The organism is Mesorhizobium sp. B3-2-1, assembly GCF_006439515.1.
Taxonomy (GTDB): domain Bacteria; phylum Pseudomonadota; class Alphaproteobacteria; order Rhizobiales; family Rhizobiaceae; genus Mesorhizobium.
The window spans coordinates 140,136-163,566 of sequence record NZ_VFTI01000006.1 but is presented as its reverse complement, the minus strand read 5'-3'; the positions used below and the strand labels follow the sequence as shown (position 1 = coordinate 163,566).

General features: G+C 63.3%; 22 protein-coding genes and 1 pseudogene. 8 read left to right on the top strand and 15 right to left on the bottom strand.

The genetic code is table 11. The features are described 5' to 3' along the window. Positions 1 to 37: 37 nt before the first annotated feature. From FJW08_RS08775 to FJW08_RS08735, 9 genes are all read right to left on the bottom strand, one after another. Positions 38 to 505, bottom strand: a complete 468-nt coding sequence (locus FJW08_RS08775; RefSeq protein ID WP_140810168.1) for a cytochrome c-type biogenesis protein — start codon at positions 503 to 505, stop codon at positions 38 to 40. Beyond that, positions 502 to 2,487: a heme lyase CcmF/NrfE family subunit gene (locus tag FJW08_RS08770; RefSeq protein ID WP_140810167.1), complete on the bottom strand. Its 1,986-nt coding sequence runs from the start codon at positions 2,485 to 2,487 to the stop codon at positions 502 to 504. Before FJW08_RS08770 ends, FJW08_RS08775 begins: the two co-directional genes overlap by 4 nt. A gap of 32 nt (positions 2,488 to 2,519) precedes the next feature. Further along, on the bottom strand, positions 2,520 to 2,963 hold the full coding sequence (gene ccmE, locus FJW08_RS08765; RefSeq protein ID WP_140810166.1) for a cytochrome c maturation protein CcmE: 444 nt from the start codon (positions 2,961 to 2,963) through the stop codon (positions 2,520 to 2,522). An 8-nt stretch (positions 2,964 to 2,971) separates the two neighbouring features. After that, complete coding sequence (gene ccmI, locus FJW08_RS08760; protein ID WP_140810164.1) at positions 2,972 to 4,111, bottom strand: c-type cytochrome biogenesis protein CcmI; 1,140 nt, start codon at positions 4,109 to 4,111, stop codon at positions 2,972 to 2,974. A gap of 124 nt (positions 4,112 to 4,235) precedes the next feature. Further along, a complete protein-coding gene (locus FJW08_RS08755; protein ID WP_140810163.1) occupies positions 4,236 to 4,676 on the bottom strand; it encodes a hypothetical protein in 441 nt (146 codons plus the stop codon). Positions 4,677 to 4,858: 182 nt separating this feature from the next. Further along, positions 4,859 to 6,247 carry an ATP-binding protein gene (locus FJW08_RS08750; RefSeq protein ID WP_246682279.1) on the bottom strand — a complete coding sequence of 463 codons (1,389 nt, stop codon included), beginning with the start codon at positions 6,245 to 6,247 and terminating at the stop codon, positions 4,859 to 4,861. A 28-nt stretch (positions 6,248 to 6,275) separates the two neighbouring features. After that, a complete protein-coding gene (locus tag FJW08_RS08745) occupies positions 6,276 to 6,941 on the bottom strand; it encodes a response regulator transcription factor (protein ID WP_140810161.1) in 666 nt (221 codons plus the stop codon). A gap of 90 nt (positions 6,942 to 7,031) precedes the next feature. After that, positions 7,032 to 7,331, bottom strand: a complete 300-nt coding sequence (locus FJW08_RS08740; RefSeq protein WP_140810160.1) for a hypothetical protein — start codon at positions 7,329 to 7,331, stop codon at positions 7,032 to 7,034. Positions 7,332 to 7,502: 171 nt separating this feature from the next. Further along, the gene (locus tag FJW08_RS08735; RefSeq protein ID WP_140810159.1) at positions 7,503 to 7,910 is read right to left on the bottom strand and encodes a DUF3168 domain-containing protein; all 408 of its coding nucleotides are present in this window, start codon (positions 7,908 to 7,910) and stop codon (positions 7,503 to 7,505) included. 126 nt (positions 7,911 to 8,036) lie between these two features. Here FJW08_RS08735 and FJW08_RS08730 point away from each other — a divergent pair, with 126 nt between their 5' ends. After that, the gene (locus tag FJW08_RS08730; protein WP_348642662.1) at positions 8,037 to 9,203 is read left to right on the top strand and encodes an iron-sulfur cluster-binding domain-containing protein; all 1,167 of its coding nucleotides are present in this window, start codon (positions 8,037 to 8,039) and stop codon (positions 9,201 to 9,203) included. 19 nt (positions 9,204 to 9,222) lie between these two features. On the opposite strand, the gene FJW08_RS08725 is transcribed toward FJW08_RS08730, so the two are convergent. After that, complete coding sequence (locus tag FJW08_RS08725; protein WP_140810156.1) at positions 9,223 to 10,068, bottom strand: LysR family transcriptional regulator; 846 nt, start codon at positions 10,066 to 10,068, stop codon at positions 9,223 to 9,225. A 169-nt stretch (positions 10,069 to 10,237) separates the two neighbouring features. Between FJW08_RS08725 and FJW08_RS08720 the strand changes: the two genes are divergently transcribed. The 4 genes and pseudogenes from FJW08_RS08720 (at position 10,238) to FJW08_RS08705 (ending at position 13,321) form a co-directional block, all read left to right on the top strand. After that, positions 10,238 to 11,323, top strand: a complete 1,086-nt coding sequence (locus FJW08_RS08720) for an amidohydrolase family protein (RefSeq protein WP_140810155.1) — start codon at positions 10,238 to 10,240, stop codon at positions 11,321 to 11,323. After that, positions 11,320 to 11,697, top strand: coding sequence for a Rieske 2Fe-2S domain-containing protein (locus tag FJW08_RS08715; protein WP_140810154.1), 378 nt, complete (start codon positions 11,320 to 11,322; stop codon positions 11,695 to 11,697). Before FJW08_RS08720 ends, FJW08_RS08715 begins: the two co-directional genes overlap by 4 nt. A 64-nt stretch (positions 11,698 to 11,761) precedes the next feature. Continuing rightward, a complete protein-coding gene (locus tag FJW08_RS08710; RefSeq protein WP_140810153.1) occupies positions 11,762 to 12,385 on the top strand; it encodes an HD domain-containing protein in 624 nt (207 codons plus the stop codon). 154 nt (positions 12,386 to 12,539) lie between these two features. Then, positions 12,540 to 13,321 (top strand): annotated as a pseudogene (locus tag FJW08_RS08705) (fumarylacetoacetate hydrolase family protein). Here FJW08_RS08705 and FJW08_RS08700 read toward each other — a convergent pair. From FJW08_RS08700 to FJW08_RS08680, 5 genes are all read right to left on the bottom strand, one after another. After that, entirely contained in the window at positions 13,318 to 14,124 is an 807-nt protein-coding gene (locus FJW08_RS08700) for an ABC transporter permease (RefSeq protein ID WP_140810152.1), read from the bottom strand. The pseudogene FJW08_RS08705 and the gene FJW08_RS08700 overlap by 4 nt on opposite strands. Beyond that, entirely contained in the window at positions 14,124 to 14,957 is an 834-nt protein-coding gene (locus tag FJW08_RS08695) for an ABC transporter permease (protein ID WP_140762949.1), read from the bottom strand. Before FJW08_RS08695 ends, FJW08_RS08700 begins: the two co-directional genes overlap by 1 nt. 21 nt (positions 14,958 to 14,978) lie before the next feature. Beyond that, positions 14,979 to 16,091, bottom strand: coding sequence for an ABC transporter substrate-binding protein (locus tag FJW08_RS08690; RefSeq protein ID WP_140810151.1), 1,113 nt, complete (start codon positions 16,089 to 16,091; stop codon positions 14,979 to 14,981). A gap of 69 nt (positions 16,092 to 16,160) precedes the next feature. Next, a complete protein-coding gene (locus FJW08_RS08685; protein WP_140810149.1) occupies positions 16,161 to 17,255 on the bottom strand; it encodes an ABC transporter ATP-binding protein in 1,095 nt (364 codons plus the stop codon). Between the two features lie 163 nt (positions 17,256 to 17,418). Continuing rightward, entirely contained in the window at positions 17,419 to 18,315 is an 897-nt protein-coding gene (locus tag FJW08_RS08680; protein ID WP_140810148.1) for a LysR substrate-binding domain-containing protein, read from the bottom strand. A gap of 76 nt (positions 18,316 to 18,391) precedes the next feature. Between FJW08_RS08680 and FJW08_RS08675 the strand changes: the two genes are divergently transcribed. The 3 genes from FJW08_RS08675 to FJW08_RS08665 all read left to right on the top strand — a co-directional run bounded on the left by FJW08_RS08675 (position 18,392) and on the right by FJW08_RS08665 (position 23,329). Continuing rightward, a complete protein-coding gene (locus tag FJW08_RS08675) occupies positions 18,392 to 19,981 on the top strand; it encodes an amidohydrolase (RefSeq protein ID WP_181182878.1) in 1,590 nt (529 codons plus the stop codon). A 38-nt stretch (positions 19,982 to 20,019) separates the two neighbouring features. Further along, on the top strand, positions 20,020 to 20,952 hold the full coding sequence (locus FJW08_RS08670; RefSeq protein WP_015318637.1) for a dimethylarginine dimethylaminohydrolase family protein: 933 nt from the start codon (positions 20,020 to 20,022) through the stop codon (positions 20,950 to 20,952). Positions 20,953 to 21,175: 223 nt separating this feature from the next. Further along, on the top strand, positions 21,176 to 23,329 hold the full coding sequence (locus FJW08_RS08665; RefSeq protein ID WP_140762932.1) for a penicillin-binding protein 1A: 2,154 nt from the start codon (positions 21,176 to 21,178) through the stop codon (positions 23,327 to 23,329). Positions 23,330 to 23,431 lie beyond the last annotated feature (102 nt).

The following is a 23,431-nucleotide window of genomic DNA, read 5'->3' as shown; positions in this document are numbered from 1 at the left end:
CATGAAACTTTGGTAATGTTAGCGGGCGACTGGGCTGTCAGTCGCGGTGCAGGATCGCGTCCAATGCCGCCTGCTCGTCGGCTGACAGGGATTTCGTCGCCAGCGTCCGGCGCGATCGCGCGCTTAGAGCAATGAACACACCTCCCACCAGCAGCAGCAGCACCGGCGTGCCCCAAAGCAGGGCATTCCTGAGATCAAAACGTGGCTTCAGAAGCACGAACTCGCCGTAACGGGAAACGACATAATCCATCACCTGCTGGTCGGTATCGCCGGCGACGAGGCGTTGTCGCACCAGGATCCGCAGGTCGCGAGCAAGGTCGGCGTCGGATTCGTCGATCGACTGGTTCTGGCAGACCATGCAGCGCAAGCCTTCCGACAGCGCCCGGGCTCTCGCCTCGAGTGCCGGGTCCGCCAGCATCTCGTCAGGCTTCACCGCCATTGCCGTGCCGGCGAAGAGCAGTGCCAGCAGCAGGACAATCGACGTCAGTGAAAACCTTGCCTTCATGACAGGCCCGCCGGCACCACCGCCTGCTTGCGACGGCGCGATGGCGCGCCGACACGCAGGCGCCTGTCCATCAGCGACATGGCCGCACCCGCCATCATCACCAGGCCGCCGCCCCAGATCAGCGTCACCAGCGGCTTCCACCACAGACGCACCACGACCGAGCCGTCCTTGCCCTCGTCGCCGAGCGAAATGTAGAGCTGGGAGAGGCCGATCGTCTTGATGCCGGACTCCGTCGTCGTCATCTGCCGCACGGGATAGAAACGCTTGGCGGAACTGATTTCGCCGACAGGGCTGCCGCTGACCCCGATCAGCTCGAAACGGCCGCGATCCTCGCTGTAATTCGGTCCCTGGGCAGGATAGAGGCCGACGAAACGAACCGTGCGGCCGGAGATTTCGACGATTTCACCAGCATGCATGGACAGGATCTTCTCCGTGCCGAAGCAGAGCGTGCCGACAATGCCGAGCACCGTCAGGCCGAGGCCAAGATGCGCGAAAGCGGTCCCGAACACCGAGCGTGGCAGACCGACCAGGCGCCTGACCATGACCGGCACGGCGACATTGCCGACCCCGGCTTTGACGGCGATGTCGGTTAGCGCACCAAGGATCAACCAGACGGCAAGGCCGACGCCAAGCGCGGCAAGTACCGAAGCGCCGTCGATGAACAAGGCGGTGACCAGCGTCGCCAGAAGGGCGGCCGCAAACGCGACCATCAGACGCTGCGCGACGCCAAACACATCGCCGCGCTTCCAGGCCAGCAGCGGCCCAAAGGGAACCATCACCAGCAGCGGCACCATCAGCGGTGCGAAGGTAAGGTTGAAGAACGGCGCTCCGACCGAAATCTTGTCGGCCGAAAAAGCCTCGACCGCCAGCGGATAGAGCGTGCCGACCAGCACGGTGGCGGTCGCCGTGGTCAGGAACAGGTTGTTGAGGACGAGTGCGCCTTCGCGCGAAATCGGATGGAACAAGCCGCCTGCCGTCAACTTCGAGGCGCGCAGCGCAAACAGTGACAGCGAGCCGCCGATGAACAACGTCAGGATGCACAGGATGAAGACGCCGCGCGTTGGATCGGTGGCAAAGGCATGGACGGAAGTCAGGACGCCCGAACGCACCAGGAAGGTGCCGAGCAGCGACAGCGAGAAGGTCAAAATGGCGAGCAGCAGCGTCCAGATCTTCAAAGCCGAGCGCTTTTCCATGACGATGGCCGAATGCAACAGCGCGGTGCCCGCCAGCCACGGCATGAAGGAAGCGTTTTCGACCGGGTCCCAGAACCAGAAACCGCCCCAGCCGAGCTCGTAATAGGCCCAGTACGATCCCATCGCGATGCCGCCGGTCAGGAACATCCAGGCGACCAGCGTCCATGGCCGCACCCAGCGCGCCCAGGAGGCATCGATGCGACCCTCGATAAGGGCCGCGACCGAGAAGGAAAAGCAGATCGAGAAGCCGACATAGCCGAGATAGAGCAGCGGCGGATGAATGGCGAGGCCAAGATCCTGCAGGATCGGGTTGAGATCGCGGCCTTCGATGGGCGCCGGGTTGAGCCGGATGAAAGGATTGGACGTCACCAGGATGAACAGGAAGAAGGCAGCGCCAATGGCGCCCTGCACCGCAAGCACGTTGGCGCGCAGCGTCGCCGGCAGGTTGGAGCCGAAAGCGGCGACAAGCGCGCCGAAGAAGGTCAGGATCAGCACCCAGAGCAGCATCGAGCCTTCGTGATTGCCCCAGGTCCCGGTGATCTTGTAGATCAGCGGCTGCAGCGAATGCGAGTTCTCCCAAACGTTCGCCAGCGAAAAATCGGAGCTTGCATAGGCGCTGGCAAGGGCGGCGAAGGACAGCGCGGTCAACGCAAAACCAGTCACCGCGACCGGACCGCCGACTGCCATCAGGCGCTGGTTGTTCAGCCGCGCGCCAAACAGCGGCACGATGGTCTGCACCAGTGAAAGCGCGAACGCCAGAACCAGGGCGAAATGTCCGGTCTCAACCATTCCCGCGACTCACGCTTGCTCTCCCGCCGGGGTTACTCACTCTTGCTCTCCTGCCAGACACCCTTGGCCTTCAGCCCGTCGGCAACTTCCTTGGGCATGTAACGCTCATCGTGCTTGGCCAACACGCTGTCGGCGACAAAGACGCCGTCGGCGCCGAAGGTGCCCTCGGTGATGACGCCCTGCCCTTCGCGAAAAAGATCGGGTAGGATGCCGGTATAGCTCACCTTGACCGATTTGTGGGTGTCGGTGACGGAAAAGGCGACCGTCGCGCCCTGGCCGCGCTGGATGGTGCCTTTTTCGACCAAACCGCCGAGCCTGATGCGCTGGCCGGGCTGTACGCTGGCAGTGGTCAGATCGGCCGGCATGTAGAAATAGGACGCTTTCTGGCCAAGCGCGTAGAAGGTCAGGCCGGTGGCGGCGGCGAGGAAAGCCAAGCCGCCCACAATCACCGACAATCGTTTCTGCTTGCGCGTCATGTCAAGTTCTACTCCGTCGCCGTCAGGCCGAGCGAGGCGGCAAAGGCGGTGAATTTCCTGGCTTCGTCGCTGTCGGCTCCAAAGACCGCAATGGCGCGGCCCAGCGCATCGCGTGCCTGATCGGTCTTGCCCAGCACGACATAGGAACGAACCAACCGCATCCATCCTTCCGGGTCGTGCGGATTTTGACGAAGTTTGTCGTCGAGGCCGGCGACCATGGTGTTGATCATGGCTTCCCTGTCCTGCGGCGACATGGAGGATGCCGCGTCGACATCGACGGCATCGGGGCCTTTCGCGGCCGCGCCGGAAGCGACTTCGGGGCCGCCGGATTTGGCCAATGCCTGTTCGACGGCGCCCCGCCACGGTGAATCCGGCGGCAACCTGCCAAGCATCGCCTGCCAGGCTGCGGCCGCTTCCTTGCCGCGGCCCTCCTGTGCCAACGCCATGGCCAGATAGAAGCTGGCTTTCGCGTTGGCCGGATCGAGCTTCAAGGCCGCCTCGAAGGCATCCTGGGCATCGGCCGAAACGATACCGCCCGTGGCACCGGCTATCGCCTCGCCGAGGCCGGCCTGGCGGGCGGCATTGTCGCCGTCCAGGCGTATGGCGTTGCGGTAGGCCGCCGCGGCGTCGGCAAAGCGCTGCATGCGCAGATAGACCGGCGCCAGAACGTCCCAGCCCCGCCCATCGGAAGGATTGGCGGCAAGATGGGCTTCGGCGCGCGCCACCAGTTCATCGACCGAACTATCGGCCGGGTTCTTGGCCAGCCGCTCGCTGAGCGGCTGCGACGGCAGGTCAGGCGAGCCGATCTGGCTGTAGAGTCCCCAGCTGACCAACGGTACCACCAGCACGGCGACGGTCGCGACGAGCCGTGCCGTGACCGATGCTGATCTGCCAGATGTCTTGTCCGCCATATCCGCGTTGTCCAGGCGAAGGATGCGGCGGGCGATCTCGGCGCGCGCCTCGGCCGCTTCAGCGGGCCCGATCAGGCCGCGTGCGGCGTCGCGGTCGAGTTCGGCCAATTGATCGCGATAGACTTCCAGATCGTGATCGCCGCTCGACGACGCGTCCTTGGAGGCCCCAGCCAGCGGCAAAAGCACCGCCAGGCTGGCGCCCAGCGTGAGAATTGCGGCTATGACCCAGAACAGCATGGTTCTTCCAATAAAGGCAGAGCCTTGCCCTGCCAACACAGGCATCCTGCGACGCTTTGACGGCAGGCGCGCCGAATGTCCTTGATCGACATCAACTGGCCGGATCGCAACCGGATCCGGCCGGCTAGGTCAGTGGTGTCCAACTGCCGTCGGCATTGCGGCAGGCCGTTCCGTGCGCCGTGACACTGGCGCTGCCGGTGAATACCGTCTGCGTGTACTGGCGGCAGTCCTGCGAACCGACGCGGTAAGGTTGGGCTGGAACGACCTCGCCATGGCGCGAGGCCTGATCGCCCTTCCACGTCACCTTCTGGCCGCTGGTGTTGTATTCGAGCGCCTTGTATTCGGCCTCGAGCGCGCTGCGCTTCTCCGTGTCGCTCAGGCCATTGCCGATCGACCCGCCAATGAGACCGCCGCCCATGGCGGAAATGATCGACTTGGTGACGACCTTGCCCCCCGCCGGGGGCGTCGACGCCGGTGTCGCCGCCACGGTCGGACCCTTGCCGCCCAAGGTGGTGCAGCCCGATACGGCCAGCAAGGCGGAAACAAGCGCGACGCGAATCTTCATGCCAACAACCGGTATTCCTGAGTTGGAGCCTGCCATGGATGCGCGGGGAGCATCATCTGAGAAGTGGGCGTGGCCATAGTGTTGATATTTGTCGGAAATTTGGCCGCCGCCGGCCGGTACGATGTCAATCGATATGCCGCCATAGCATGCGCCGCCCATCGGTGTCGATTGGCCCGGAAACGTCACGGAAGGCTCCGCAATCGCACCACCGCCTTCAATCCGCCCATGCCGGAGCGTTCCAGCACCAGGCCGCCTCCATACTCGTTGACGAGGTCGGCGACAATGGCGAGGCCGAGACCCGTTCCCGGTTTTGTCTCGTCCAGGCGCCGTCCGCGCTTCATGGCTTCGCGCGCCTTGTCCTCGGGAATGCCGGGGCCGTCGTCCTCGATGCTGATCTCGAACAGGTTGTCACCGCTGCCGGTCAACGGCGCAACCGCAACCGACACCACGCTCTTTGACCATTTCATCGCATTTTCGAGAAGATTGCCAAGCAGTTCCTCGAGGTCTTCGCGTTCGCCGGCAAAGACGATCTCCGTGGCCGGCAGCGCCAGCGACAGGTTGGTCTGCGGGTTGAGCTTCTGCAAGACGCGCACCATGCGCTGCACCAGCGGCGCCACCGGCGTGCGGTAGACGACGCTGTCGCGCTGCGCCGCGACGCGGGCGCGCTGCAAATAGTGGTCGATCTGCTTTTGCATGGAGGCGGCCTGCTCGGCGATCAATTGTCCCTTGGCTCCGCCAAGCGCCCGGCCCTCGTTGAGCAGAACGGCGAGCGGCGTCTTCAGTGAATGGGCGAGATTGCCGACCTGCGTCCGCGAGCGTTCGACAATGCGTTTGTTGTTTTCAATCAACGCGTTGGTTTCGTTGGCTAAGGGTTCGATCTCGGCCGGGAATCGGCCGTCGAGCCTCTGCGCGGTGCCCTCGCGCACCATGGCAAGCGCGTTGCGGACCCTGCGCAGAGGCTGCAGCCCGAGCAGGATGGCGATGGCGTTGATGGCGATCATGCCGATGCCGAACAGGCCGAGATAGGTCAGCAAGCGGCGCTGGAAGGTCCCTATTTCCTGCTCCAGTTCGGTCTTGTTGCCCATGACGCGGAAGCGCGCGGCGCGGTTCTTCGCATCGAGAACGAATTCGCTCTCGAACACGACCAGTTCCTCGCCGTTGATGCCTTGCGCGGCATAGCTGCGCTGGAAATTGGCATTGAAGGGAACATCCGCCACGCCGGGCGACGGGACGGTCCGGGTCATGGACGAAGAATGAAGATCGCCATGCACCCCTTCCGAAGCGGGCTCGACGGACCAGTACCAGCCCGAATTCGGTTCCGAGAAACGGAGGTCGCCAAGATCGGGGGAACCGGTCAGCGCACCGCTGTCGGAAATGCCGATGGAGCCGATCAGGTTGAACAAATGCGCCGACAGCAGGCTGTCGAAGCCTCGCTCGCTGGCCTGGCGGTAAAGCGTGGTGATCAGGGTGAAGATGACGACCAGGGTGAGGATCGCCCACACCGTGGAGAAGGCGATGACGCGGAACGTCAGCGAGCGCGGCCATGCGCGCAGCGAAAGCCGTCTGCCCACGGTTGGGTTGGTAGGGAGCGGTTCCGCCTTACGCCTCCGGCTCACGCATGCGGTAGCCCATGCCGCGCACGGTTTCGATCATGTCGATGCCCATCTTCTTGCGCAGCCGCCCGACAAAGACCTCGATCGTGTTGGAATCGCGATCGAAATCCTGGTCGTAGAGATGTTCCACCAGTTCGGTGCGCGAAACGACCTCGCCCATGTGGTGCATCAGATAGGCAAGCAGCCGGAATTCATGCGAGGTCAATTTCAGCGGCACGCCGGCGACATCGGCCTTCGAAGCCTTGGTGTCGAGGCGCAGCGGCCCGCAGGTCAGTTCCGACGAGGCGTGGCCGGCGGCGCGGCGGATCAAGGCCCTGACCCGCGCCAGCACTTCCTCGATGTGGAACGGCTTGGTGACGTAGTCGTCGGCGCCGGCGTCGATGCCGGACACCTTGTCGCTCCAGCGGTCACGCGCCGTCAGGATCAGCACCGGCATCTTGCGGCTGCCGCGACGCCAGCGCTCGACCACGCTGATGCCGTCCATCTGCGGCAGGCCGATGTCGAGCACGACGGCATCGTAAGGCTCGGTGTCGCCGAGGAAATGCCCCTCCTCGCCATCGAAGGCACGGTCGACGACATAGCCGGCATCGACCAGCGCATCCGAAATCTGCCGGTTGAGATCCTTGTCATCCTCGACGACGAGTACGCGCATGCGGGGACCAATGCCTGTTGGACTGAAGTTGCAGATATAGGCCGATTCCGCCGGCCTGGGAAACGGAGCCCTGTAGGAAGGGAGACTGCGTCAGTTCTGTGGAACGACGATTTCGGAGCGGCGCGGACGCTGCCCGTCCTTGCCGGGCACGAGCACGACGATGACGCAGACCGGCTGGCCGCCACGCGTCGACGCCGAGGCCTTGGCGAGCGTCCCGCCATTCTGCTGGGCCACCTGCTGACCGATCGCATAGCAGTCGGATGCGACCAGGACGATCGGGCTGGGCTGGTCGGGCGCGATCACCGGTATCGCCATTGCCTGCGACGCAAACAGCCCGGCTGCACTAAGCGCCAGGGTCGCGGTTCGGAAATGGGAGCGAAGCGTTTTCATGACCGGCGTTGTAACGCATCGGTGCTGAACGTGAAATGAACGGTGAACGGCCCTGAAACCATGCTCGCCACACCCCTGCAACGCGAGACAGACAATCCGGATTTCACCGCCCCACCAGTGAAACCCGCGAAAGCGCAGTTTAGACTCCGTTTCGATGATATTGAAAGCGCGTCAGGCGTTTTCCTGCGTCAGCGCACGGAATCGCAGCAGACCGTGATGGACAAGCAGTTCCTCATCATAACGCGCCTCGCTGAATTCCAGCGACAGCCGCGTCTGGCCACGCGGGCCGATCACCAGCACCGCGTCGGCAAGGCGTGCTTCGATGGCGGCCATGATGGCAACCGTTTCGGCTTCGCCATGGGCCTTCGACCAGACATGCAGCGTGATCAGCTGGTCGTCATTGTTCTCGGCGCCGGTATCCCAGTCGAAGGCAGAGGTCTGGCCTGAAGTCACATAGGGAAAGGCGGCGTTATCGGTTGGCCGCTCGAGCAGTCCGGCGCCGCCCAGCAGCGCCGATAGCGACGCATCGCTTTTCAACCTGAGGAACAGGGCCTGCTGCAAATCACCGGGCGCGGTCATATGTCATTCCCCTCGCCTGTCGCGGCTGCACCTATTGCAACCTAGTCGCCATGAACGGATTCCGCCAGAGTTGGAGTAACGGCAAGCTCTGGATCAGCTGATCCTATCGACAACGCCAGCCATGGCATGAGTCCCGGTGTAAAATGTGAACGCTTTTTCCGATTAACGAGATGCGGCATGGGCACGCTCCGATCTGCTATCGCAAGCCAGATCACCTGTCTTTGGAGACGGCCCATGAATGTCGTACCCACTAGCGCCGGCAATGGCGCCCTCCTCGATACGTCGCGCCTGTGTGTCTGCACGGACCGCATCCAGGAGACGAGCGACGTCGTCACGCTGGTCTTCGAGCGCGTCGACGGCAGGGGTTTCGACTTCCGTGCCGGCCAGTCCACCACCATCCGCTTCGGCTGGAACGGTGAACACTTTTCCCGCGTCTTCACCATAGCCTCGCCACCAAGCCGCCCGCAGCGTATCGCTTTGACGATCAAGGCCGCCAAGGACGGCAAGGCGACTCGTATCCTCCACGATCATTTCGGCGCAGGCGCGACGGCCGAGATCGGTAAAGCCGGTGGCATGTTCACGCTTGAGGGCCGTGCCTTCCAAAAGGCACTTTTCCTTTGCGCGGGCAGCGGCGTCACCCCGTTCATGTCAATGCTGCGGTCGCTCAGTGATGCCGGCAGCGATCTCGATATCTGCCTCATCCAATGTGCGCGAACACCAGGCGATCTTCTTTTCGAGGACGAACTGCGAAGCTTTGCCCAACTGCCTGGGCTGCGTGTGGAGACCGTTTGCAGCCAGGCGTCCGGCGCCTTTGGCGCCGGCGGCCGGCTTGACATGACGAAGCTGGCCGAACTCGTGCCGGACGCGGCAGAACGTAGCGCCTTTCTATGCGGGCCGACGGCGTTCATGGAAGCGATGCGCCGCTACCTTCTTGAGCTTGGGGTACCGGCACGCGAGATTTTCGAAGAAGCCTTCGGCCCAGCGCCGTCGGGCGCCATCAAATCTGCAGCTGACCGGGGACAAGGCGGCGAGGCAAGAAGCATTCTTTTCCAGCGTTGCAGCATCAATCGTGTGGCCGGCGCCGGTGAGACCATTTTGGATATTGCCGAAGCCGCCGGCATCCATGTCGAGACGTCCTGCCGAATGGGCCTGTGCGGAACATGCAAGGTCATGCTGGCAAGCGGCGCGGTGGACATGAACGAGATGGGGGGCCTTTCGGATGCCGAGCGCGAGGCGGGCTTTGTCCTTGCCTGCTGCAGCACACCGACCAGCGACATCGCTGTCGACCTGTAACCACCTGCGTCTGCGGCGCCTATACCGTCATCAGCTTGAGCGCCTTCAGCAAGCGGGCATGGGTGTGTGAATGATGATGCCGCACGTGCACGGCGGAATAGATCGGATGGGAGATTCTTGGCGCGTCGGCGACGAGCTCCGCCACCTTCTCCTGAAGCAATTTCGTCGCGACCGCCTCGGTGACGAAGGCCGTGCCGCCCTGGCTTCTCAGCAGATGGGCGACAGCGCCGCCGTTTCCGGTCGAAACCGGGCTGTTTTCCAGTTCGGGCAGCATCTGTTTGTGCGCGCGATCGAAGGATGCGGAGTAGTTGGCGCGAATGTAGTCCGCCGGCGTGATGTCACTGAACGCCACGCCGCGCGTGGAGACCATCACGAAGCTCTCCTCGGCGATCTGCTCATAGTGAATGTCGGGAAGATGCTGCGGCGAATAAAGGACGGCGAGATCGAGGCTGCCGGTCGTGAGGTCCAGGATCATCTGGTTCGAGTAGTCGATCTCGACATAGATTGCCAGCTTGGGCATCGTCGCCCTCACCCAGACCAGCCATTCCTGCAGGACGCGCTCGTAAAGCTCGAACTGAATGCCGATGCGGATGAGACGGTCGAACTTGCCGACCGACTGGATTTCGCGGCGCGCATCCAGCCATCTGAGCTTTACCGCGCGCGCATGCTGCTCGAAGCGTACACCGGCGGCGGTGGGCTCCGTCCCGCTCTTGTTGCGAATGAAGAGCTGTTTTTCCAGCAGCGTCTCGAGCGTGCGAATGCGGCTCGAGACGGTGGACTGGGTGATGCCAAGCCGCTCCGCGGTCCTGTTGAAATTCCGGGTCTCGATGAGATCGAGAAAGGTATCGAGCAATTCTATCTGCATTCCAGCCATCAGCGAACGAGGCGATCCCAATCGGCTAGCGCCTTTCTGCCCTGGCAGGCAATGGGTAATCGGGTTCTTCGATTAAACTGCGGCCGGCGACTGCGTTGCGGCCGACGGCGCCGAAGTCCACTGTTCGTGCATCCAACCCTCCTCGGCAGGTGATGCATCAATGTTTATCGTCGACACGGACGTGCACAACTACTGGTCCAGTGCTGAAGTCCTCCTGCCCTATCTCGAGCCCTACTGGCGCGATTTCATGGTCCGCGGCGAAAAGCCCGGCCCGGCGGGCAGCTTCCCGCATGGACATCGCCCGTGGCTCCATCCCGAAGGATTTTCGCGGCATGACATCAAGCCGCAGACCGAGGACGACAACTACCTGATCATGAAGGAGAAGCATCTCGATCTCTACGATATCGACGTTGCGATCCTCACGGCCGATGAACCGCTGGAAGCCTCGACGCTGGCCAACTACCACTACGCCAATGCGCTGGTCAGCGCCTATAACGACTACATGATCGATTGGTGGCTGCCCAAGGACAGACGCTTCAAGGGATCGATCATCATCTCTCCGACCGATCCACATGGGGCGGCGGCCGAGATAAGGCGCCTGGGCGGACACAAGGACATCGTCCAGGTCCTTGCAAGCCATGGCTCGCAGCGCCCCTACGGCGATCCCTTCTACCATCCTATCTTCGAAGCTTGCGCGGAGGTCGGCCTGCCCTTCGCCATTCATTTTGGCGGCCAGGGAGGCGTCAATCACAATGCCGTCGCCAGCGGCCCGACCGCTTACTACTGGGAGACGCATGCGCTGCTCAGCCAGCCGGCGATGACCCATGTGGTCAGCATGATCTCCAACGGCGTGTTCGAGAAATATCCCGACCTCTACTTCGTCGTCATCGAATGCGGCGTCTGTTGGGTGCCTTCGTTGATGTGGCGGCTCGATGCCAACTTCAAGGCCTTACGCAAGGAGACGCCATGGCTGAGGATGCTGCCGTCGGAATATTGCCGCCGCAACATCCGCTTCAGCACTCAGCCGCTGGAGCAGCCGCAGAATGTGAAGCACCTTTGGGAGACGCTCGAGCATATGGACGGTCAGAACACGCTGCTCTTCGCGTCCGACTATCCCCACTGGGACTTCGACGCACCGACCAATCTCCACATCCCGCCGGCATGGCGCGACAAGGTGATGGGGCTAAACGCGCTTGAAGTCTACAAGCGTATCGAGGCACCGGCGGCAACCGCGAGGGTCGCATGATGGAGGCAGCTGTAGCCCCCTCCCGGACTTTTGCCTGCAAGGTCGCCGAGGTAACGACCGAGCGGCCGAAGATCGTCACCTTCGGCCGTATAAGCGTCGGCATCTTCGAACTCCACGACGGCTATGCCGCCCTGCTGAACATATGCCCGCATCGCGCTGGACAGTTGTGCGAAGGACCGGTCTGCGGAACCACCAAACAAACCGACAAGACCGAGTTCGTCTATGAGCGCGCCGGCGAACTCGTTCGCTGTGCCTGGCATGGATGGGAGTTCGAGATCCGGTCCGGAAAGTGCCTCGTCGACGATCGGCTCAAGGCACGAAGTTTCCCCGTCCACCGGGACGGCGAAGATCTTTACGTCGAACTCGGTCGATAAGCCGGACGAGATGTTCGGCGGATCGAAAACGATGCAACGCGGCGACTGATTAGAGGCACCGACCATGGAAACCGTAAAATTCACGCAGATGAAGGATGGGGACCGCGAGGACTACGCGTTTCTCACCGAACACGAGATCGAATATGCCGATGGCACCGCCGATAGGCTGCTCGCCGCCATGGTCGAACTCGACAAATCCCTGTCGGGCTACAAGGTGACGCGGCTCGGCCACTCCCTACAGGCAGCAACCAGGGCCTGGAATGCCGGAGCGGACACCGACTGGGTGGTATCGGCCCTGCTCCACGACGTCGGTGACATCTATGCCCCCTACAATCATGACGAATATGCCGCGGCCATCATCCGGCCATTCGTGCGCGAACAGTGCACCTGGGTGGTGGAGAAGCACGGCGATTTCCAGCTGCTGTACTATGGCGAACATGTCGGGGCCAATCCGAACAAGCGGGAAACATTCCGGGGCAGCCCATACTTCGACGACTGCGCCGAATTCTGCGAGAAATGGGACCAGTCGAGCTTCGATCCGGATTATCCGACCCTGCCGCTGGCGTTCTTTGCCCCGCTAGTGAAAGAGGTGTTCGCGCGCAAGAGCTACGACCCGGCGGTGACAAGGGCCGCGGTCCGCGCGCCCCTGTCGGATGAGCGCACCGCTGCCGCCCGGTCCGGGACGTAGTTTCTGCTCACCACACTCAACAAGCGAAGCATGGACGTGGACTCGTGCTTGTCTGGTCATGTAGGCTAACCACTATGGCATGGCCAACATAACGGCATGTTCCCTGCCGGCTTTGATCGGCAGCGAGCTATTTCTTCGATTCCCGGAGCTGACCATGCTCGATCCAGCAAAGGCCAGGGCCGCGTCGCATCTGCTGGTAAGCCATTGGGACAACGGCACCCATCTCGCCGCTATACCCGAGAAGCTGCGGCCGAAGACGCGGACCGAAGGCTATGCCATCCAGGCCCATGTCATGGATCGTTCGGCGGCCCCGCTTTTCGGCTGGAAGATTGCGGCAACCAGCCTGGCCGGTCAAAGGCATATCAATGTCGACGGCCCGATGGCCGGGCGCCTGCTGGCAGAGAAAGCGGTCGAGGTTGGCGGGACCGTTTCGCTCGCGACGAGCAAGATGCGTGTCGCCGAGATCGAATTCGCCTTCCGATTCGGCCGCCAGCTCCCACCTCGCCCGGCACCTTATGAAATCGCAGAAGTGATGGACGCCGTGGCGAGCTTGCATCCGGCGATCGAAATACCGGACTCGCGCTACGACGATTTCTGCGCCGTCGGAGCGCCATCGCGGACAATGCCTGCGCCAATTTGTTTGTCATCGGCCAGCCCACGCAAGACGAATGGCGTGACGTAAACCTCGCAAAGCACCCGGTGGCCGGAATTGTTTCGGACAAGTCGCGACACGACGGAACCGGTGCGGCAGTCCTCGGCGACCCCCGCATCGCGCTGACATGGCTGCTCAATGAGCTGTCGGGCCTGGGTATAGCGCTTCAGCCGGGACAGGTGGTGATCACCGGCACTTGCGTGACGCCGATACGCGTCGAGGCCGGTGACGAGGTCATTGGCGATTTGGGCAGGTTTGGCAAAGTCTCGGTGCGGTTCGTTTAAGGCTCGCCGCGCTGCCGGACCACGACGCTCCTCACCGCCAGAACCAGCACCGTGATGATGATCAATATCACGGAAAGCGCCGCGATCGCCGGGTCGATGTTGTCGCGCAGCCCCATCCACATCAGACGCGGAAGCGTGATGGCGTTGACCGAGGTGATGAATAGGGTGACGCCGATCTCTTCCCAGGAGAGCACGAAGGAGAGCAGTGCCGCGGTGACGATGCCGAATTTGATGTTGGGCATGATGACGCGCGTGGCGCGCTCCCAGACACTTGCGCCAAGACCCCGCGCGGCGAGGTCGATGCGGCGGTCGAGCTGGCTGAGCGAGACCAGGATCAGCACGGTCGCGAACGGCACCGTCATCACCGAATGCGCCATGGCGACGCCGAGCCAGGTGTCGTAGCCGAAGAAGGAGCTGACGCCCGAGATCGAAGTGAGCAGGAAGTAGAGCGTCACCGCCGATACCACCGGCGGCACAACCATCGGCAGCAGCACGAAGCCGACAAGGGTCGCGGTGAAGCGCGGCTGGAACATCCAGACGCCGAGACTGAAACAAAGCGCCAGCACGGTTGAAATGGCACTGCTGACAATGCCGATGCGGATCGAAAGCAGGATCGACTGGAGCCAGCGCGGATCCTCGATCAGCGAGCGGTAGTGGCGCAGCGACAATTCGCCCGTCGGCATCGCCAGCATGCGGCTGGGCGTCAGCGATACCGGAATGACTGCGAGCAGCGGCATGAGCAGGAACAGCGCCACCAGCACGGCGAGGATCAGCGAGACGGGTCCAGGGCGATAGGTAGGCATCAGATGAGCTGCTTCGGTCTGACATAACGGAACAGGAGCGCCATCAGCGCGCCGACGAACAGTACCAGCACGACGCTGATCGCAGCCCCCAGCCCCCAGTCCGGGCTCTGGAATATCCGGAGATAGATCAATTCGGCGATCATGACGCTGCGGCCGCCACCGAGGATCGCCGGTGTGACGAAGAAGCCAAGCGAGAAGACGAAGACGATCATCGCGGAGCCGATGATGCCGGAGCGCGTCATCGGCACGAACACCGTCCAGAAGGTGCGCATGCGGCTGGAGCCGAGGCCGCGTGCGGCGAGCAGCACGCGCTCGTCCAGGCTGCGCATGGCTGACGCCAGCGGAAAGACCGCGAACGGAATAAGGAAATGGGTCATGCCGACAATGACGCCGAACTCGTTGCGCACCAAAGTCAGCGGCTCGGAGATGAAACCGATCGACTGCAGCCAGGTGTTGATCAGGCCGCGATTGGACAGAAGCGCCACCCAGCCGAAGGCTCGCGTCAGCACCGAGATCCAGAACGGCACCAGGATGCAGAATTCGGCGACGAGGCGCTGCGCCGGGCTGCCGCGGACCCAGACGACCGTGATGGCATAGGCGGCGGCGACCGACACAATGGTGACGATGGCAGCGATACGCAGGGTGCGGATGAACACCGACTGCACCAGATCGTCGGTGAGCAATGCCCCGTACTGGCCAAGCCCAGGCGTCGGCAAGGTGAAGCTCCACTTCACCACGCCGAGAAACGGCCAGGCATAGGCAAGGCCGAGAAACAGGAGCAGCGGCGCCATCAACAGCGCCGCGCCCATCCTGTCGGAGAGGACGCCTCTCATGTCAGTTCAGCATCCCGCGGGTCAGGCGGAGATGATCTTGGTGTATTCGTCGAGTGCGGCACCGTAGTTCTTGGCGTACCAATCCATGTCGAGCGGGATCTGCTTCTTCATGTTCTCGGGATCGACGGGGTTGATGCGCTTCTTGTCGGCGGGGATCAGCGCGTCGGCGGCCGGATTGGCCGGACCCTGGCCGAGCTTGTCGAACATGACGAGCTGCTTTTGGGGATCCTGGGCGCTGGCGATGAACTTCATCGCGGCGTCCTTGCCGCCAGGGTTGTTCTTGAGCACGGCCAGCGCGCCGGGCGAGATCAGGCCCTGGTCCCAGATGAACTTGATCTTGCCGCCGGAATCCTGCTCGATCAGCGAGGCGCGCGTCGACCAGACGATCGCCATCGAGGCTTCGCCATTGAGCAGCACGCTCTGGCTCTCGGCGCCGCCGCCCCAATAAGCGACGACGTTTTCCTTGAAGGCGGCGATTTTGTCATGCGCCCGCTTCAAGTCGAGCGGGTAGAGCGACGCCGGCGCGATGCCATCGGCCAAAAGGGCCGCTTCCCAGCTCGACACGCCCCATTTGTAGAGGGAACGCTTGCCCGGGAATTTCTTCACATCGAAGAAATCGGCCATGCCGGTCGGCGCATCCTTGCCGTATTTCTCGGAATCGTAGGCGATGACATAGGAGAAGAAATAGGTCGAGGCGGCATAGTCCCAGCCGAAGCCCGGCCGCATCTTTTTCTTGTCGACGATGTTGTAGTCGATCGGCTCGAGCATGCCTTGCGCGCCGAGCGTGATGGCCGAGAACGGGTCGACATCGACCAGGTCCCAGGTCGGGGCGCCGCTTTTAAACTGCGCGGCGATCGCGCCTTCGGTCGGGCCCGAGCCGTCCATCTTGACGGTGATGCCGGTGTCCTTGGTGAAAGCCTGGCCATAGGCCGCGTCATAGGCCGTGATGGCGTCGCCACCCCAGTTGACCAGAACCAGTTCCTTCGCAGCGGCGAATGCGCCGCTCGAACGCAGCAGCAACGGCGTGCCGGCGAGCACGAGCGCCGCCAACTGCGTGAACTGCCGGCGCGAGATCTCACCACGTATCGTCCTTTCGGACAGCGTTTCGATGGCCTGTTTCTTGGTGTCGTTCATGTCAGTTCCCCTTTGTTTTCGTTGATTTTAATCCGGAAGCCGGTGCGGCGGATCAGGCCGCGCCGGCGGTCATTGTCCTCCGTCCGGAAGGAGGAAACCCTTTTCAGCCGGCCATGTCAGCCAGACGGAATTGCCCTTGCTGAGAGCAGCCGCCGCGACCTCGTTGGGCACCGAGACGGTCACTTTTGCACCCTGGCGCGTTGTGAGGTCGAGCTTGGTTGCCGCCCCCAGATAGGTCGATGCGATCGCCGTCGCGGCGATACCGTTCTCTCCGGCGGCGGCCTCGCGCGCTATCGACATGTGTTCGGGGCGGATCGCCAGTATGGCGTTAGCACCGACAGTGGCCGGATTGCCACGCAGGCTGACGGCGCGGTCCTCGCACAGGCCGGTGGCGCCATCATCGGCGCTGCGCACGCCTTTCAGCGGCAGCATGTTGATCTCGCCCAGGAATTCGGCGACGAAGCGATTGTCCGGCCGGTCGTAGACTTCGTCCGGCGCCCCGACCTGCAGCAATTTGCCATGGTTGAAGATGGCGACGCGAGAGGACAGTGCCAGCGCCTCGCTCTGGTCGTGGGTGACGAAGACGAAAGTGGTGCCGGTCTCCTGATGCAGCCGCTTCATCTCGGCCTGCATCTGGCCGCGCAGGCTCTTGTCCAGCGCCGAAAACGGCTCGTCGAGCAGGAGCACGCCCGGCTCGAACACCAGCGCGCGGGCAAGTGCGACGCGCTGCTGCTGGCCGCCGGAAAGCTGCGACGGCAATTTCTTCTCGTGGCCGATCAGACCGACGCGCTCGATCATCTCGCCGACGCGTTTCTTGATCTCGACGGCCGGTTTCTTGCGGACCTTGAGCGGGAAGGCGATGTTTGCCTCGACGCTCATATGCGGGAACAGCGCATAGCCCTGGAACACCATGCCGGCGGCGCGCTGCTCGGCCGGGCGGTCGGTGATGTCGGCGCCGTCGCTGAAAAGCCTGCCCTCGCTCGGCTGCACGAAGCCGGCCAGGATCATCAGGAAGGTGGTTTTGCCGGAGCCGGAGGGGCCGAGCAGTGTCAGGAACTCGCCGCGGCCTATATCGAGCGTCAGATTGTCCAGCGCACGGAACGAGCCAAAGCTCTTGCCGATCCCAATTGCCTTGATCTCTGCGGCCCGGCCGGGTTGCTGCATCCTGCCTCTATCCTTCCGTTGAGCCAAATCGTAGGCAGGGCCGAAGCTCACCGCAACCGAATAGTTTTCGCCTGATCGGCAAATTTGATTCACGTCTGGCGGGTTTTACGAGATAGCGGGACGGCGGAGCCGTCAATTTCGCTCGTGGCGGGATCGGCCGACCTCAATACGTCGCCAGCCTGTTTTCCAACAGCTTCGCTCTCAACCAACCGCTGAAGGCATTGAGCACCGGATGCCCCGCCTTTGCATGCTCGAAAACCAGGAAATACGAGCGTGGCGAGGGGACCGACGCCTCGAACGGCTTGACGAGACGGCCTTCGCTCAGCGCCCGGCGGCCGGTCAGTTCGTCGCCCATCGCAATCCCCTGCCCGGCGACCGCCGCCGAAAAGACGAGGTTCATGTCGGAAAAGAAGATACCGCCCTCGGTGTCAGGATTTTCCACCTTGGACAGCGCCAGCCAGCGTGCCCAGTCCTCGGTGTCGCCAAGATGGAGCAGATTGGCGCGCAGAACGTCGGCGGGTTTGGAAAATCCACCGACCTTGTTGAGCAGTGTCGGGCTGCAAAGCGGCGTGAACGAGACCTCACAGAGCAACTCCACCGCGCGGTTAGGCCAGTTGCCGACGCCAAAGGCGATAAAGGCGTCGGCCTCCGGATTGCTGACATCGTCGAGCCGCCGCGGCGTAAGCACCGAGAGCGCCACATCCGGATACATCTGCTGGAACTCGCCGATATGGGTGCACAGGAACATCGAGGCGAAGCCCGGCGGGCAGGAGACGGCGAAGGAGCCGCCAACCCCGGCACCACTGTTGTGCGTTCCCGCGTCGCCGAGCACCGTCAGCGCTTTCCTGACATCGGCCGCGTAGCGCTGGCCGCGCGGCGTCAACGCCACGCCCTTGCCGATGCGTTGCAGGAGATCGAAGCCGAGGTCGCGCTCCAGCAAGCGCAACTGATGGCTCACCGCGCTGCGGGTCAGGTGCAGTTCGTCGGCGGCGCGCCAGACGCTGCCATGCCTGGCGAAACTGTCGAGGGCTCGTAGCGCCTGTGTGGATGGAATTCTCAAGAGGTGAACCGAATTTGCACGAACCGGGAAAACATATCACTTTTTGGCGAGCCGCTTCACTGCTTTCTTCTAGAGCATGGACAAACCGGTGACGACATCGGCGCAAGAGACAGCGCTTGCCTGCCTCGACGGCATTCAGCCCCTGCTGTCGGCCTGGACACGCACCATCTTCGAGTTCGGCGAGACCGCGTGGCGCGAGTACCAATCGGCCGCCTGGTATGTTGATCGGCTCACGCGCGAGGGATTTACGGTCGAGGAAGGCTCGGGCGGCATGCCGACCGCCTTCTGCGCCCACTGGACGAATGGCGCCGGACCGACCGTCGGCATGTATGCCGAATATGATGCCGTGCCCGGCAATTGCCAGGAGGCAGTGACGGTGAGACAGCCGCGCCCTGGCCTTGGCGCCGAGGCCGGCGGGCATACCGATCCGCATTCGGGGCTCGGCATAGCGAGCCTCGGCGGCCTGCTCGCGACCAAGGCCGCCATGCAGCGCGACGGCATTCAAGGCACGCTGCGCTTCACCGGCGAGCCGGCCGAAAAGGTGCGCGGTTCGAAGCCGATCCATGCGGCAAAAGGCTATTATGACGGTCTTGCCGGCATGATCTCCTTCCATCCCTTCTACATGCTGCCGCTCTGCAACACCGCGCGCTGGGACACGCATTGCGGTGCGGCCTACGCGATGATCTACCGGTTCGTCTGCGACGAACCCGAAAATTGGACGCGGGCGGCGGGCGACGGCGCACCGATCCCGCAGGCGCATTCGGCGGTCAGGGCACCGGGAGCCAACGATGCGCTGATGACCATGTACATGGCCTCCAAGGCGTTGCGCGATTCCATGCTGCCGCATCAGGGCGGCTGGTCGATCAGCGAGGCGATCCTGACGGCGGGCCAGGCCACGGCCGACAATCTGCCGGCGGGCCTGGCCGAGATCCAGTACATGATCCGCGTGCCGACCATTGGTATGGCCAAGCAGGTGACAGCGGTGCTCGACCGCAACGCCGCGGCCGCGGCCGCGATCAGCGGCTGCCGCTACGAGCGGCACTGGGTGTCGAAGTCGCGGCCGGGGCTGGCCAACCACGCCATGGCCGGGATTGCCTACGAAGCCCTGTCGACGGTCGGGCCGCCGCACTGGGACGAGGCCGCCAGGACGGTCGCGCGCGAAATCCAGGTCAATGCCGGCGGCACCGCGACCGACAACCCCTTTATTGACGAGCTGGAGCGGCTGATTGCCCCACAAGAGGCCGAGGCGATCCTGCGCCGCGACCTGCCGCCCTCCCAGGTCAATTCGACTTCCGACGACTACACCGACATGAGCTGGCACGCGCCGACCGCGCGCTTCTATGTCGCCCGCCCGGCGCTCCGTTCGGCGAATGGCAGTGCCTATCCCTCCTGGGTGATGAATGCGCTGGGCGGCATTCCCGCGACGATCGACCCGATGGTCATCTGCGCCGCCAAGACGGTAGCGCTGGCGGCGCTGCGCCTGCTCGAGGACAAAACCGCCCGTGAGGAGGCGATGAACGAGTTCATCGCCCGTACCGGCGGCGGCATCGGCGGCTCCACCTGGATCGCGCCGCTCTGCGACTACGAGCCGCCGATCAATTTCCGCTGGCCGGAATATGTCACCACCGCGCGCGGGCGCGACTGGTGGATCCCAAGCAACGCATGACCGACCAACCCTTGAGAACAAGCTACGAGGAGAACCGCATGACCGTTCATGACCGCATCATCGCCGAGCCGTTTTCGCTGCAGCGCCGCAACCCGGCCGGCGGCACCAAGCCGCTGACCGTCTGGGGCTTCGCCAACGAGACCGACGTCTTGACGGACGTGCTGCTCGGATCGCCGAACTTCCTGCGTCACCTCTCGACCAGCTCGCTCTCGCGAAAACATCTGCGCGAAGCACCCTGCAACGTCCAGATCGCGCAGGCGCAGCACAAGGATCTTGTCGCGGCCTACGAGCATTTCGGCGTCAACATCCATTGGCACGAGCCGACGCCGGAACTGCCGATGCAGGTCTATTCCCGTGATTCCAGCGTCATGACGCCTTATGGCGCGATCATCACCGCCATGGCCAACTGGTGGCGGCGCGGCGAGAATTACGCGGCCATTCGCACCTATGAAAAGCTCGGCATCCCGATCTACGACATGGTCACGGCAGGCACCTTCGAGGGCGGTGACTTCAATGTCATCGAGGACGGCGTGGTGCTGATCGGCTGCGGCGGCGCCCGCACGCAGGAGGAAGGCGCCCGCCAGGTGCAGGCATGGTTCGAGAAAGAAGGCTGGGAAACACGTATCGCCTTCATCGACGAATATTACGTCCATATCGACCTGATGGTGGTGCCGATCGCCGAAAAGCTCACCGCCGTCTGCCTCGCCTGCACCGAGCCCGGCATCGTCGACTGGCTGAAGGGCAAGGGTCACGAAATCATCGACGTTCCCTTCCAGGACACGATGGCGCTCGGCTGCAACTTCATGTCGCTGGGCAAGGACCGGGTGATCGCGCCGACTTCCAGCAAGACGCTGATCGAAAAGCTCAAGGCGCGCGGCTTCGAGGTCGCGGCCGTCGACATGAGCGAAATCTCCAAGACCGGCGGCGGTATCCATTGCATGGCGCAGGCGCTGAAGCGCGAAGCGGCCTGATAGTTCGGGGAGGCAAATCCCCCTCGCCCGCCAGACCCAGAATCTGGCGGGCGAGGAACCGGCCCGCCGGCTACCTGGCTCTTCCATCGACAAACCTTGCGGCTGTGTCCTCGCCGCCCTTGTGGGTGCCGGCAAAATGGATGAATAGTCGGAACAGGGCGCCGCCCTGAAATTGCCCGCTTGCGGTTTTTCAGGTCGCGCCAGAGCCGAGCCGGGTTTTTGAATGGTCAGCCCTGAACCGCGCAAGAGAAGAGGTCCGATCGCCTCCCGCCTTCTGGCGCTGGACGCGTGGCTCGATTCCTCGCTCTATGAGATCGGTTTCAAGGCACGGCAATTCTGGGAAGCGGCGACGATCTTCTCGCGGCGCTTCCGCCTCAAGGGCTGGCGCCGTGGCGTCATCGAACTGTTGAGCGAAGGGTTTACACTCGGCGCCGGCGGCATTGTGGTGATGCTGGCGCTGGCGATACCCGCTTTCCAGGACACTACCGGCGACTGGCGCGCCCAAGGCGACTTCGCCGTCACCTTCCTCGACCGTTACGGCAACGAGATCGGCCAGCGCGGCATCATCCAGCGCGATTCCGTGCCGGTCGACGAGATGCCGGACCACGTCATCAAGGCGGTGCTTGCCACCGAGGATCGGCGTTTCTTCGAGCATTACGGCATCGACGTGCTCGGCCTGTCGCGCGCGATCTTCGAGAATGTGCGGGCAAACTCGGTCGTCCAAGGCGGTTCCAGCATCACCCAGCAGCTGGCCAAGAACCTGTTCCTGACCAACGAGCGCACGTTCGAGCGTAAGATCAAGGAAGCCTTCCTGTCGCTGTGGCTGGAGGCCAATCTGTCGAAGAAGGAAATCCTGCAGCTCTATCTCGACCGCGCCTATATGGGCGGCGGCACGTTCGGCATCGAGGCGGCGGCGGACTTCTATTTCGGCAAGAGCGTCAAGGACCTGAACCTTGCCGAGGCGGCGATGCTGGCCGGCCTGTTCAAGGCACCGACCAAATACGCGCCGCACATCAACCTGCCGGCGGCGCGCGCACGTGCCAACGTAGTGCTGTCCAACCTCGTCGATTCCGGCTTCATGACCGAAGGCCAGGTGCTGCAGGCAAGGCTGCATCCGGCCGACGTCGTCGACCGCGGCGAGCAGAAAAGCCCGGATTATTTCCTCGACTGGGCGTTCGACGAGGTCAAGAAGATCGCCAAGCCCGGCCAGCACTCCCTGGTTGCCCACACCACATTCGACGCCAACATCCAGAAGGCTGCGGAGGAGTCCCTCGAGTTCCATCTGCGCCAGTTCGGCAAGGAGTATAACGTCGCCGAAGGTGCCGTGGTGGTCATCGAGACCAATGGCGCGGTGCGGGCGATCGTCGGCGGCCGCGACTATGGCGCCAGCCAGTTCAATCGCGCCACCAAGGCGCTGCGCCAGACCGGCTCGTCGTTCAAGCCCTATGTCTATGCCACGGCGATGGAACACGGCTTCACGCCGAATTCGATCATATCAGGCGGGCCGATCAGTTGGGGCAACTGGTCGCCGCACAATTACAGCGGCGAGTCGGCGGGCAATGTCACGCTGATCATGGCGATGGCCAAGTCGATCAACACCGTGCCGGTGCGGCTGGCCAAGGATCATCTCGGAATCGCGCCGATCAAGGCATTGGCGGAATCGTTTGGCGTGGAATCGCCGCTCGAAGGGCACAAGACGATGGTGCTCGGCACCTCGGGCATGACCGTGATGGACCAGGCGACGGGCTACAGCGTCTTTGCCCAAAACGGCTTCGTCGGCTCCCGGCACGGCATCACCCAGCTCGTCACACGCACCGGCGACGTGGTTTATGACTGGACCAAGGACGCGCCGCCGCCGCATCGCGTGCTGTCCGAGCAGGCGCTGAAATCCATGAACACCATGCTGACGGCCGTACCGGTGATGGGCACGGCGCGGCGGGCGCAAATTCCCAACATCGTCGTCGCCGGCAAGACCGGCACGACACAATCCTACCGCGATGCCTGGTTCGTCGGCTTCACCGGCAACTACACGGCTGCCGTTTGGATGGGCAATGACGATTTCTCGCCGACCAAGAACATGACGGGCGGCTCGCTGCCGGCGATGGTGTGGCAGCGGCTGATGGTCTACGCGCACCAGAACATCGACCTCAAGCCGATCCCCGGCATCGACAAGCCCTTCGTCGACGAGGAGATCGCGGCCAAGGCCGCCGAGGCGCAGAAGAAGACCGAGGAGCAGGCGGCAGCCGACGCCGCCGCCGAACGGCCGCCGGTGCTGTCCAGCCGAACCACGCAGACGCTGCGGGACATGAGCCAACTGTTCCAGACGGCGCCAAAACTCGACGCCCCCACTCCACCCGAGACGCTTTCGGCCCTGTGACGTCCGCCCGGCAAGACAAGACCGGCAGGCAAATCCATCACGCCGGCTTGCCACAAGGCCCCGCGCCGCGATATCCCCGAACGGCAATCCTTCGCGCACCAG

Bases quoted from the DNA above. Each gene is read 5' to 3' on its own strand.
- FJW08_RS08740 (WP_140810160.1), bottom strand. From the start codon at position 7,331: ATGAAAACGCTTCGCTCCCATTTCCGAACCGCGACCCTGGCGCTTAGT.
- FJW08_RS08735 (WP_140810159.1), bottom strand. From the start codon at position 7,910: ATGACCGCGCCCGGTGATTTGCAGCAGGCCCTGTTCCTCAGGTTGAAA.
- FJW08_RS08695 (WP_140762949.1), bottom strand. From the start codon at position 14,957: ATGAGAGGCGTCCTCTCCGACAGGATGGGCGCGGCGCTGTTGATGGCG.
- FJW08_RS08720 (WP_140810155.1), top strand. From the start codon at position 10,238: ATGTTTATCGTCGACACGGACGTGCACAACTACTGGTCCAGTGCTGAA.
- FJW08_RS08670 (WP_015318637.1), top strand. From the start codon at position 20,020: ATGACCGTTCATGACCGCATCATCGCCGAGCCGTTTTCGCTGCAGCGC.
- FJW08_RS08745 (WP_140810161.1), bottom strand. From the start codon at position 6,941: ATGCGCGTACTCGTCGTCGAGGATGACAAGGATCTCAACCGGCAGATT.
- FJW08_RS08710 (WP_140810153.1), top strand. From the start codon at position 11,762: ATGGAAACCGTAAAATTCACGCAGATGAAGGATGGGGACCGCGAGGAC.
- ccmE (WP_140810166.1), bottom strand. From the start codon at position 2,963: ATGACGCGCAAGCAGAAACGATTGTCGGTGATTGTGGGCGGCTTGGCT.
- FJW08_RS08685 (WP_140810149.1), bottom strand. From the start codon at position 17,255: ATGCAGCAACCCGGCCGGGCCGCAGAGATCAAGGCAATTGGGATCGGC.
- FJW08_RS08665 (WP_140762932.1), top strand. From the start codon at position 21,176: ATGGTCAGCCCTGAACCGCGCAAGAGAAGAGGTCCGATCGCCTCCCGC.
- FJW08_RS08770 (WP_140810167.1), bottom strand. From the start codon at position 2,487: ATGGTTGAGACCGGACATTTCGCCCTGGTTCTGGCGTTCGCGCTTTCA.
- FJW08_RS08755 (WP_140810163.1), bottom strand. From the start codon at position 4,676: ATGAAGATTCGCGTCGCGCTTGTTTCCGCCTTGCTGGCCGTATCGGGC.
- FJW08_RS08725 (WP_140810156.1), bottom strand. From the start codon at position 10,068: ATGCAGATAGAATTGCTCGATACCTTTCTCGATCTCATCGAGACCCGG.
- FJW08_RS08775 (WP_140810168.1), bottom strand. From the start codon at position 505: ATGAAGGCAAGGTTTTCACTGACGTCGATTGTCCTGCTGCTGGCACTG.
- FJW08_RS08690 (WP_140810151.1), bottom strand. From the start codon at position 16,091: ATGAACGACACCAAGAAACAGGCCATCGAAACGCTGTCCGAAAGGACG.
- FJW08_RS08675 (WP_181182878.1), top strand. From the start codon at position 18,392: ATGGACAAACCGGTGACGACATCGGCGCAAGAGACAGCGCTTGCCTGC.
- ccmI (WP_140810164.1), bottom strand. From the start codon at position 4,111: ATGCTGTTCTGGGTCATAGCCGCAATTCTCACGCTGGGCGCCAGCCTG.
- FJW08_RS08730 (WP_348642662.1), top strand. From the start codon at position 8,037: ATGAGTCCCGGTGTAAAATGTGAACGCTTTTTCCGATTAACGAGATGC.
- FJW08_RS08715 (WP_140810154.1), top strand. From the start codon at position 11,320: ATGATGGAGGCAGCTGTAGCCCCCTCCCGGACTTTTGCCTGCAAGGTC.
- FJW08_RS08700 (WP_140810152.1), bottom strand. From the start codon at position 14,124: ATGCCTACCTATCGCCCTGGACCCGTCTCGCTGATCCTCGCCGTGCTG.